The sequence below is a fragment of the Methanosarcinales archaeon genome (assembly GCA_014859725.1).
In the GTDB taxonomy this organism is placed as follows: Archaea; Halobacteriota; Methanosarcinia; order Methanosarcinales; family Methanocomedenaceae; genus Kmv04.
The window spans coordinates 1-10,006 of sequence record JACUTQ010000080.1 but is presented as its reverse complement, the minus strand read 5'-3'; the positions used below and the strand labels follow the sequence as shown (position 1 = coordinate 10,006).

13 protein-coding genes are annotated in these 10,006 nt (G+C 37.8%); 5 read left to right on the top strand and 8 right to left on the bottom strand.

Features of this window, described 5'->3' with window-relative positions; genetic code table 11:
• Positions 1-35: 35 nt before the first annotated feature.
• The 5 genes from IBX40_07850 to IBX40_07830 form a co-directional block, all read right to left on the bottom strand.
• Entirely contained in the window at positions 36-245 is a 210-nt protein-coding gene (locus IBX40_07850) for a hypothetical protein (GenBank protein MBE0524229.1), read from the bottom strand.
• A 100-nt stretch (positions 246-345) separates the two neighbouring features.
• Positions 346-1,632, bottom strand: coding sequence for a hypothetical protein (locus IBX40_07845; protein ID MBE0524228.1), 1,287 nt, complete (start codon positions 1,630-1,632; stop codon positions 346-348).
• 179 nt (positions 1,633-1,811) lie between these two features.
• Positions 1,812-1,985 (bottom strand): DUF5350 domain-containing protein, encoded by a 174-nt coding sequence (locus tag IBX40_07840; protein MBE0524227.1) that lies wholly within the window; start codon positions 1,983-1,985, stop codon positions 1,812-1,814.
• 90 nt (positions 1,986-2,075) lie between these two features.
• A complete protein-coding gene (locus IBX40_07835) occupies positions 2,076-2,519 on the bottom strand; it encodes a UPF0179 family protein (protein MBE0524226.1) in 444 nt (147 codons plus the stop codon).
• 67 nt (positions 2,520-2,586) lie between these two features.
• Positions 2,587-3,669 (bottom strand): NAD(P)-dependent glycerol-1-phosphate dehydrogenase, encoded by a 1,083-nt coding sequence (locus IBX40_07830; GenBank protein ID MBE0524225.1) that lies wholly within the window; start codon positions 3,667-3,669, stop codon positions 2,587-2,589.
• Positions 3,670-3,705: 36 nt separating this feature from the next.
• Here IBX40_07830 and IBX40_07825 point away from each other — a divergent pair, with 36 nt between their 5' ends.
• Both IBX40_07825 and IBX40_07820 read left to right on the top strand, forming a co-directional pair.
• Positions 3,706-4,554, top strand: a complete 849-nt coding sequence (locus IBX40_07825) for a DUF63 family protein (protein ID MBE0524224.1) — start codon at positions 3,706-3,708, stop codon at positions 4,552-4,554.
• Complete coding sequence (locus tag IBX40_07820; protein ID MBE0524223.1) at positions 4,551-5,183, top strand: stage II sporulation protein M; 633 nt, start codon at positions 4,551-4,553, stop codon at positions 5,181-5,183. Before IBX40_07825 ends, IBX40_07820 begins: the two co-directional genes overlap by 4 nt.
• Here the strand turns inward: IBX40_07820 and moaA are convergent.
• On the bottom strand, positions 5,180-6,079 hold the full coding sequence (moaA, locus tag IBX40_07815) for a GTP 3',8-cyclase MoaA (protein MBE0524222.1): 900 nt from the start codon (positions 6,077-6,079) through the stop codon (positions 5,180-5,182). The genes IBX40_07820 and moaA overlap by 4 nt on opposite strands.
• A 123-nt stretch (positions 6,080-6,202) precedes the next feature.
• Between moaA and IBX40_07810 the strand changes: the two genes are divergently transcribed.
• A complete protein-coding gene (locus tag IBX40_07810; GenBank protein ID MBE0524221.1) occupies positions 6,203-6,529 on the top strand; it encodes a hypothetical protein in 327 nt (108 codons plus the stop codon).
• 494 nt (positions 6,530-7,023) lie between these two features.
• On the opposite strand, the gene IBX40_07805 is transcribed toward IBX40_07810, so the two are convergent.
• Complete coding sequence (locus tag IBX40_07805) at positions 7,024-7,185, bottom strand: hypothetical protein (GenBank protein ID MBE0524220.1); 162 nt, start codon at positions 7,183-7,185, stop codon at positions 7,024-7,026.
• A gap of 118 nt (positions 7,186-7,303) precedes the next feature.
• Positions 7,304-8,626: an MgtC/SapB family protein gene (locus IBX40_07800; protein MBE0524219.1), complete on the bottom strand. Its 1,323-nt coding sequence runs from the start codon at positions 8,624-8,626 to the stop codon at positions 7,304-7,306.
• 166 nt (positions 8,627-8,792) lie between these two features.
• On the opposite strand from IBX40_07800, the gene IBX40_07795 reads away from it, so the two are divergent.
• Together IBX40_07795 and IBX40_07790 are read left to right on the top strand one after the other, a co-directional pair.
• Positions 8,793-9,254: a PspC domain-containing protein gene (locus IBX40_07795; protein ID MBE0524218.1), complete on the top strand. Its 462-nt coding sequence runs from the start codon at positions 8,793-8,795 to the stop codon at positions 9,252-9,254.
• On the top strand, positions 9,255-9,827 hold the full coding sequence (locus tag IBX40_07790; GenBank protein MBE0524217.1) for a pentapeptide repeat-containing protein: 573 nt from the start codon (positions 9,255-9,257) through the stop codon (positions 9,825-9,827). It abuts the gene before it with no gap.
• The last annotated feature ends 179 nt before the right edge of the window (positions 9,828-10,006 follow it).

Genomic DNA, 10,006 nt, shown 5'->3' with positions numbered 1-10,006 from the left:
GTTAATCGGAAGAGATTAATGGATATATGGAGGGCTTAACCGATCACCAATGGGGGGCCGTTCATGAAGGCGATATGTGCGTTTGGGGAGAGGGGGTCGCAATTGGGCGGGTTTTCTTGGTAAAGGTAGTGGGCTGCCAGTCCTTTACCGCCCATGAACTTGCGGAGGATGGGGTGGGGGATGGTGTCTGTGGTTGTGGTACCTGTGGATAGGTTGATGCGGAGGAGATAGCTTGAAACGGGCATATTTGTAACCTTATGGATATTGTTTATTGACGAAAATTTAGTTGTTATGAATTTAATTTGGATTTTAAATCAAATATGAGCTATTATCATCAATTTCATATTAATATCCCACTTCAATATCCTTTTCAAAAATATCGCTCAAATCGGAATCCAGCCTTGTCTTTAAATTCTCAACTTCCTTGTTTAACCTTGCAAGGTCCTTCTTCTCAGTATCCAGTTTCAGTCCCGTAGAATCAATCATGTTCCGGCACTTAGATATCCTCTCTTCAATCTGTGTTTTCTCCCTATAAACAGTAAGTCCCTCTAACTCCCCCTGCACCCCCACAAGTTTTGAAGAATATCCCTCCCTTTGACTTCTAAGCCTCAACAGGACATCAGTCCCCACCAACCTGTCGATCTGCTCAAGGATCTTGTTCATCTTTTGTTGTTTAAGCCCCAAACTCCCATCTTCAACCCTCGTCTTCAAATCAATAAGAAAAGGGGCAATATCGGTTTTGAGTGCTGATACTGGGTCTTCACTTAATAAATTAAGAATGTTCCTATTTTCAGATGAAAGCCTGTGCCTTCCGCTCTTATCCTGTTTTACCACCCTTGAAAGGGCTTTGGATAATGGTGCAAACAACTCACTAATATTAGAATCACTCACTAATATCTGTTCTTCACAAGTTTTAACCTGCTTTTCAAGTTCCTTAGCTTTAATAAATTCGTTACTTTTTTCAAGCTCTTTCAATTTCAACTCCAAACCAGGCAGATCATTCTTCAATGATTCATGCTTTTTCTCAAGTTCGGGAATGCGATTATCCTTATTTTCGATCTCCTGCTTGGCCTGAATAATAATCTCAATTTCCTCTGGCAGCCTTTCATATGCTTCCAATTTATCCTTTACATCTTTTATTGGGAGATTAAGCTCTTCAAGCACAGCATCCAGGTGTTTCAGATTGAAAAGAACACCCTTATATTCTTCAGGAAAAAGCAATTTCACATATTGTTGGCTCCGAATTGCATTTTCAAGGCAATTTGATAAAATGGACTTGGCATTCGTATAGAATTCTGAAGCAACAGCAGGGTCTGTATCCTCTGGAACAGATATCCTCTCTATTATAATATTCAAGTTCTTGACCACATTATCCCGGTTGGATGCCCCGGCTTTTGCCATTCTAACATATATTTTATCGCTGAATTTTGCATCTATCAATTGATCTCTGCTCTCACCGATATCTTCAAGGATTGTATTAATCTCAGCATACTTCTGCTGGATATGTGATCGCAGAACACCGAAAATCTGAGATGACTCTGTCTCTATCCAACCTGGCAGTTCATTAAACTCCACTGAAATCTGAAGTGGAACCTCTTCTTTTTTACCGAAAAATCTCTCAATAAGACTCAATTACAATCAGAATAAGAATAGAGTTGTTTATTAAAAAGATTTTGGAATGAGTGCCTTGTAGCACTCATCAAATCTAATCGTTCGTCAATGAAATAGCATGAACCCATATCGAAATGGCCGTGCCCGTTGAACAGAATGGATTTTAAAAGAAAGAAAGCGCCTATAAGACGCATTGACATTTATTTCTGTATTGATTTTTCTGAACGTGCTAATCGCCTGCGTTTGGTGCCTGCCGAATTGAATCGCTGTGCAGGACCTGGACGTCTGTGGGTCATGTTGCTTTTTTCTACCAATCTCACTTTGCCTTTTCTGCCTTTTATTCGGCCCCATTCAGTTGTACCGGTTTTACCCATGATATTATCCTCCGATGATGATTAAATAAATTAGTGTTAGTTCTGCCGTCCAACATTGTATCCAGTATGCTTTAAATTAACGGTACATTGTCATTGCATTTCTACGATCTTCAGCGCAAATCCCTTTAAACATTTTTCTTCGGGTTCACCCACAATCGTTAAAATGGTAAATTTTTCACCTGGAATTGGACCGGGATTGTTACATAATTTCTTAGAATTACATTCTTCTTCATCACAATTAATAGACTCGTAGACAATAGTTGAACCATCAAACGCCTTTTTACTCTCTATCATAACAGTCCAGGGTGTTTTTATCACCTCAACTGCCTTGACACCCCCATCATGAATAGGACATTCCAATGATGGAGCATCCTTTACACTCACGACCTTATATCTACCTCCTTTATCCAGGTTCATACATGTACTTTTAACCTTACACCCATTACAATCCAGGCTTTTTCCTCTAAAGATGAATTCGGTTCCTGGTTTTGCCATTCTTATGCCAATTAATGTTACGGTAGTATCTTCATCCATTATTATTTCTCCTTTTGAAGTGTAATTTTTATTTTATACATTTATTTAAGATTATTAATATGTATATTTAATCAATTACATTAGTGATCTTTGCAAGCCTTTCGGCTGCATCTGTGGTCAATCCAGTCCCAAGTATAGTATACCGCTCAGGACGGATAGTGTGTGAATTAATCAATGCTTTGATAATATATTCAGGCTCTATTCCCAGTTCCTCTGCATTTGTTGGAGCACCGATCTCAATCAATGCCTGCCTGATACTTTGCCAGTCACCGCCATGCAGATACATCATCATTATTGAACCAACTCCGCACTGCTCACCGTGCAAAGCAGGTTTTGGAGCGATTTGGTTTAATGCATGGTTGAACTTATGTTCTGAACCACTGGCTGGTCGGGAAGAACCAGCTATACTCATGGCCACACCACTAGCTACCAGTGCTTTCACGACCATTCGTGCAGATTCTGGATTCCTGGGTTTAATGGAGCTGGCCGAATCCATCAGGATTTTTGCAGTCATCATAGAAAGTTGTGAAGCATATTCACTGATCTTTATATCCTTAAGACGATGTGCCAGTTCCCAGTCCTTTATTGCTGTACATTTTGAAATAATGTCACCACAACCCGATGCAAGCAATTTGTAAGGCGCATTGGCTATAATTTGAGTATCGGCCACAACAGCAATTGGAGGTTCTGCTTCAACAGACGCTGTCTCGCCATTATGAGTGATTGATGCCCTTGATGAAACTATACCGTCATGGGAAGCGGCAGATGGAACACTGATAAAACTACATCCTGCTCGTATGGACGCCAGTTTTGCAATATCAATAGCTTTTCCCCCTCCCACACCAAGCAGGAACAATGGGGTTTTGGAATCAATTTCCGAGATAAGCTGCTCAACTTTTTGCACTTCATCCATTTCTGCTCTTTCAACAATTACTGAATGGACATCATTTCCTGAATCTTCAAGAACAGCTAAAACCGTCTTACCAACTTTGTTTATCGTTGTAGGTCCGCTGACTATCAAGGCATTCCCATTAAGTTTAAGTGCGTTACAGACGTTACCAATGTCATTGACGACACCATCACCTACAACCACATTTCTAGGTAGCATCATCCATCTGGATTTGAAATTGTCCATATTTGATACATTCATGTGAATACCATATAATATCGTAAGAGGTTATAAATTATGGGGACTTTGCAAGCGGTACAGGATTTTGTTTTTCAATATTACATTAATCCAATTATTTCTGATGATGGTTACAATCCTGTAAACACCATAACCTGGGCAATAATACTCGGAATATCCATTTTTGGTATAATGAAATTGCTTGAAAAAATGAAAGTAGAAGCTGATTGGGAATTCATAAAGGTGATTATTCCTTATGTAGTTGCAGGTTCTATATTAAGGGTCTTTGAAGATGCAGACATGTTCGTACCACCTGTTCAATACCTGTTCATTACCCCACCAATTTATCTATTGATGTTTGTCATAACTGTAGGTCTACTTTTCCTATCTGTTAAGCTAAGGGATCTTGGCGTAGTGGATGATTGGAAAAAAGCATTTGGTGCAGCTGGAATATTATGGGCTGTTATCAATCTGGGAATTCTGTTATTAAAGGAGAACATCGTCAATCCCGCTGCTTTAGTTTTCATACCTGCATTAGCAGTTGGAGTTACTGCATTAATATACCTTATAGCTAAAAAAACCGGGAACACTATGTTCACCCAGCGTATTAATATCAGTATTATTCTGGTACACATGCTGGATGCTTCATCTACTTTCTACGGAGTGGATTTTCTAAATTATATAGAAAAACATGTTGTTCCTACATTTATGATAGACCTGACAGGAACTGCCAGTATCATGCTGCCCCTAAAACTTTTAATATTCATACCAGTAATATATATTCTTGACACACGTTTCGAAGAGGATGAGGAATCGAGGAAACTTAAAGACCTGATGAAATTAATAATAATTGTTTTGGGTTTGGCACCGGCTACCAGAAATACAATAAGTATGTTATTTGCAGCATGAAAGAAACTTTTTATAACACCATAATCGGTCCGCAAAAACAGGAAATGTTAATTTACCTGAAATCTTTGCGACCATATTTTATTCTTACCTGTATTGTGTTTTTGTTGGGTATCATAGCCGGTTATTTATTTGCCATCTACCAGTTTGATATTGTGAATGAGCTTATAAATGAATTTCAAAAAAAAATTGATATTGTTTCTGGTGCATCCCATTTTGAAATTATGCTTTTTATTTTTTCTAATAATGCAATGGTAAATTTCGTTTTGATAATTTCCGGGATATTCTTTAGTATCCCATCAATTTTAATAGTCCTGACGAATGGGATCCTTATTGGAATTGTATTTTTTCAATTTGCCTCCCAATATGGTTTCTTATTAGTGTTTATCACTTTGATCCCTCATGGTATAATCGAAATTCCCATAACATTTACAAGCGCAAGTATCGGTATGAAACTGGGTGTACGTATCTTTCAAAAAATATTTCAAATAAAACAAGTAGACCTTAAATATGAATTTCTAAATGCTATCAGGATCTATCTTATTGTGATCATTCCGTTGATATTCATTGCGGCAATCATAGAGACATATTTCACAACAATGGTCCTTGATTTCCTGCTTTCTATTAACTAATTTCCTTTATAGAAGGGTTCCCGTCTTTTTGCAGCCTGGATAAATAATGAGGGAAGATCATGTTCACAGGCATTGCTCACATCCACAAGGTTGTCGTTCTTCAATAAGCAGGGTTTCAATTTTCCATCGGCAGTCACCCTTAAACGGTTACAGTTGGCACAAAATTCCGAATTATCAATAGGCCTCACAAGTTCAACTTCCGAGCCATCTATCAGATATTTCTTCCTGCGGTGCATTTTCCTCTCTGTGACACTGGATGCCCTGGAAATCAATTTCTTTTCAATATCATCCATACTCACATGTTGTACACTGCCGAAATCCATCGGTTCTATTATCTGCAGGATAACGTCCCCGTTAAATCTTCTAATAAATTCGATCATATCATCAAGTTCATCTGAATTTAAACCCTTGAGCATTACAAGATTCAGTTTAACAGGAATCAGACCCGCATCTACAGCTGCATAGATTCCATCCAGAACTTTCTGGTGGGTATTCCCATTACATCCACATATCTTTGAATAAACTTTCGGGTCTAAGGTATCCAGACTTATATTTACCCTGTCCAACCCTGCAGCTTTTAGCCCTGCAGCTCTTTTGGATAATAACACTCCGTTTGTGGTGGCAGATACATTATTTAATTCAGGAAGATCAGCAAGTATTTTTTCGAAATCTTTTCTCAACAGGGGCTCACCACCAGAAAATTTTACCCGTTTTACACCCAGACTCGCAGCAGTATTTATTATGTTGGTAATGAGGTCAGCACTCATATCTGATTCATGCCCGCTCTGTCCTTCATTATGACAGTAAAAGCAATTAAGATTGCATTGACTGGTTATCGATACCCGTAAGGATGTTATTTTACGATTATATGTATCAATGAGAATATTGGACTCCATTTCTATATATTAATTGTAAGCACTTATTTTAAAGGGGTATGTTAAACATAATTGTTTACTTATTTAATAGGTAAGAATCAAATTGGGAAGATTAATAAGTGTAAGTAACGGGAATAATATTTCATGGAAATTCGCTTATGGAAGATCGTTGCCATTCCACTAATAATTGGCGGGGCAGCCAATATTATCTACTCTGTTATCATGATGGATACTTTCAGAGATCTGGTATCAGCGATAATAGTAATGCTGCTCGGGTTATTGATAATGATGTTTAGAAGGGAGAATTTGTATCTTGCTTTCTTTATTGCTGGTTTTTTCTTTGCTTTAAAGGTAATATTCGAGGTTATTATGACCTGTCCTGTTATTGAATTATATGAGTGGATTGACTTGGTGGGCTTTTGGATGATGATCATCATTGGAACATTGTTATTCAGAAGAAAAAACGGTTAATAGTAGTTAAGAAATATTACCTCAGGTAATATTAAAATCAGAGTGATCAGAAGGTTTTCAGAATATTATATCTTATTAGACATATTCAACCTATTTTTTATACAATTCAATTATTTTTTGATTTGTTATTATAAATCATTATCAAATAGTTTTAAATGCAAGAATATCTATTAAAAGAAATGATAAGCAATGGATACATTTGAAATACTTAACGAAATTTGTGAAACACGGGACATATCCGTGGCAAAGGGGATGGCTTTTCAAGATGCAACTAATCTTGCAGAGCTTAAAATATCGAAAAAATACCATATACCTTTCAAAAGTGTAAAGAATCTGATTAAAACTTGATAAAATAACACAGACTTGTTATATTTTTTTCTAAACCACTTTATTACAGTGACAACTGTTCATAAAATATTTTTCATTTGATATAATGTATGACTTTATATGACTGGAAATATCCGTTATCAGGGAGGATTTTTCTGTAAAAAGACTTACTCTCGTAGAATAATTGCGCCACCACATTCAATAAAAATCGATTCAATATCATGAAATGGTGTGGGAAAGAAAGACCCAATTTCAATACAATCACTTGCAACCATAATTGGAAGATCATCCAGACGTGTAGGATATCCTTTAAAAACACCATCACTCATAATATTTTTTATCTCCTGATAATACTTGTTTTTTTAATATTTGAATTTATGATTAAATAAGCATATTCCTATATTAATTATACCAATGATATTAGCGTACTGAGAAGTAATGACCCCATCATAATAAAGAGATAGCTGCTGCCCATATTATAAATGCTGTTGCTCCCGCAATAATCAATACCAAGAAACTTTTTTGTACCTTTTTGTTCAGTTTCTCTGAACCAGAATATCTCACTAAAATAATCTTGTTGGATGTACTGATCACACTTGCCAATATCGCCACAAGTGCTGCTGTTGCCGGGGTTATAGAACCCTTAAAGGCCAGAGCACCTATTGATGCCGTAACTGCTGCAGAACTGACCAATCCACCCAATGCCAAAGAAAATACCCCAACCGATCCGAAATTAAGATTTAGGTAGTTGGCCAGAATGATCAGCACTACGAACCCAAACCCGAATTTGAAGGCAGGTTTTAAAGCAAATGGTGATTCGATCTCAAGGGTTTCAAGGTTCTCCTGGTCTGTTCTTTTTTCCTTAACAGCTAACCCCAGGTTAACAGTAGTAAGAAATAACTGGGGTGGGATCATCATGATCAAAACATTTCCTGATGGATCAACTATAAAAGCTATTACCAGGTTTCTGATGAGCATAGTTGCATTTGATAATACAATACCCTGATAACAGACACTGATATAGGTCTCTTTTTTCCTGGCAAGAGACGCCAGGGCGCCTGTTGTAGCTTCGCTGTTTACTAAACCACCTATTAGACCTGATATGGGTATACCACGCATCGGTCCTGCCGTCTTCATAAGCAGGAAACTTATAAAACTGATGGCAGAAACGATCACAACAATACCCAGTGCATACCTCAGATTTATTATATCCAGGATAACAATATTCGGGGTCATAGGGAATAGTATGAATATTATTATCAAGAATTGGACCGCATTTGTTACTTCATCCTGATTCAGGTTTGTGGCAAATGTTCTGAAAGTGGTTTTTTCCAACAACAAGAATGTAACAGCTACTGCACCCATGGTTGCAAATAAATAATAATCATAGGCAACCAGCACTCCCATTAGAAAAACAAAGAATAAGGCAATCCCACCGGTAGTTCCTACCTGCCGGTAGACTACATTTTTTACATAGATCATGACAGTAGAGATGATAATCAGGAATATCATGGTAAGATACAATATGGAAAATGCATTCTGATGTATGGCAATATATGTGCTTACCATCCCCAAAATCGAAGCTATAGTAAAAGTCCTGGCCCCTGCAAAAATATCTCCACGTATTGATTTGCGTTCCCTTTCTATACCTATAAGTATGCCTATCAATGCAGCAAGTCCGAACTTTTCAAAAAAATCATAGGTTACCGGATCGATAAATGCTAACCATTGATTGACTGTATAAACGATCAGTGTTAATATATCGTACATATGGGATACGCTCACTGTATGATGTTTATCAAAACGTCTTTACAATTAATAAGAGTACCGCAGATAAGATGATCATTGAGTTTAAGTAGGGGCTGTGCAAATAGTATAAATGTCATCTGTTAGAAAGCATATAGACATAAAGGGAGGAATTTTTATCGAAGATCAAATGCCCAAAAATGAGCGGTTGGTCAAGAGTAAGACCGACCATGTGATATGGGGAGTATGTGGAGGTATTGCAGAGTATTTCAAGGTAGATCCGGTGATCGTGAGACTGGCATTTGTAGTGCTTGTTCTAATTGATGGTGTTGGTATCTTGTTATATATTATTTTGGCCATCATAATGCCTGAAGCAGAGCAGGCAGACCTGCCGCAAAAAGACATAATTGAAAAGAATATAGAAGGGATGACCGAGCAGGTGAAAGGTGCCATCGAGAGCAGGGAGGATGAATCACCTGCCAAAAAAAAAAATGAAAATACTACATGGCTGGGTGTCATCCTGATTTTACTTGGTGCTTATTTCCTGCTTAATAGTTTTCACCTTTTAAACTGGGTGCGTTCTGATCTATTCCTGGCCTTGTTATTAATATTGATAGGGATAGGACTGCTCTTTAAACGCGCGGTGAGATGAATGAAACAGCGATTGGGGATATTGGGTCCTTTAGTCCTTGTTATAATTGGTTTATTTCTGTTGTTTAACAATATTGGAATGCTTCCCTTAGGATTTTGGGGTACAGTCTGGCGTTTCTGGCCTGTTATCCTTATTCTTATTGGTCTTGATATTCTGGCAACTCATAGTGAATCAAGAAAGACATATATTCTCTTTATACTGCTGGGGACTGTTATCGTTATTGGGGTTATTGCAATTGCATTGACCTGGCAGGCTGCACCCCGGGCAGAGGCCCGAAGTGGCCAGGACTTGAACGGTGCACAAAGTATGAACCGGATATTCATTGATTTGAGTAATGCTAATTTCAGTGGTGCCCATTTGGAGGGATCAAGATTGATTTTTGCAGATATGAGTAATGCAAACCTGGAAGGTGCTAGCTTAAACGGAGCCCTCCTGGTATTTGTTGACCTGAGTAATGCCAATCTTAACAATATGGATGTTGAGGATGCCAGGTTCATTTTTGTGGACATGAGCAATGCCGAACTTGAGGGTACTGACATGCATAGAGCTGATCTGATCTTTACTCTTGGTTAGTGAATGACCATTGGGTATCGAATATGTCAGGATTTTTCATAATCAAAATAACTGCATCGTACATCGGATCATTTTCCCTTTAACCTTATTTTCAATTATTTCAAGCACTATGGCACTGCCTGGTGAAAGCAACAGCACTTCGGTTTGCTTAATAACGGGATGGATCTTACAATCCTGGA

What these genes read in the sequence shown, in the direction of transcription:
- moaA (MBE0524222.1), bottom strand. Translation starts at nt 6,079, where the DNA reads ATGGAGTCCAATATTCTCATTGATACATATAATCGTAAAATAACATCC.
- IBX40_07825 (MBE0524224.1), top strand. Translation starts at nt 3,706, where the DNA reads ATGGGGACTTTGCAAGCGGTACAGGATTTTGTTTTTCAATATTACATT.
- IBX40_07820 (MBE0524223.1), top strand. Translation starts at nt 4,551, where the DNA reads ATGAAAGAAACTTTTTATAACACCATAATCGGTCCGCAAAAACAGGAA.
- IBX40_07790 (MBE0524217.1), top strand. Translation starts at nt 9,255, where the DNA reads ATGAAACAGCGATTGGGGATATTGGGTCCTTTAGTCCTTGTTATAATT.
- IBX40_07850 (MBE0524229.1), bottom strand. Translation starts at nt 245, where the DNA reads ATGCCCGTTTCAAGCTATCTCCTCCGCATCAACCTATCCACAGGTACC.
- IBX40_07795 (MBE0524218.1), top strand. Translation starts at nt 8,793, where the DNA reads ATGCCCAAAAATGAGCGGTTGGTCAAGAGTAAGACCGACCATGTGATA.
- IBX40_07840 (MBE0524227.1), bottom strand. Translation starts at nt 1,985, where the DNA reads ATGGGTAAAACCGGTACAACTGAATGGGGCCGAATAAAAGGCAGAAAA.
- IBX40_07835 (MBE0524226.1), bottom strand. Translation starts at nt 2,519, where the DNA reads ATGGATGAAGATACTACCGTAACATTAATTGGCATAAGAATGGCAAAA.
- IBX40_07805 (MBE0524220.1), bottom strand. Translation starts at nt 7,185, where the DNA reads ATGAGTGATGGTGTTTTTAAAGGATATCCTACACGTCTGGATGATCTT.
- IBX40_07830 (MBE0524225.1), bottom strand. Translation starts at nt 3,669, where the DNA reads ATGAATGTATCAAATATGGACAATTTCAAATCCAGATGGATGATGCTA.
- IBX40_07810 (MBE0524221.1), top strand. Translation starts at nt 6,203, where the DNA reads ATGGAAATTCGCTTATGGAAGATCGTTGCCATTCCACTAATAATTGGC.
- IBX40_07800 (MBE0524219.1), bottom strand. Translation starts at nt 8,626, where the DNA reads ATGTACGATATATTAACACTGATCGTTTATACAGTCAATCAATGGTTA.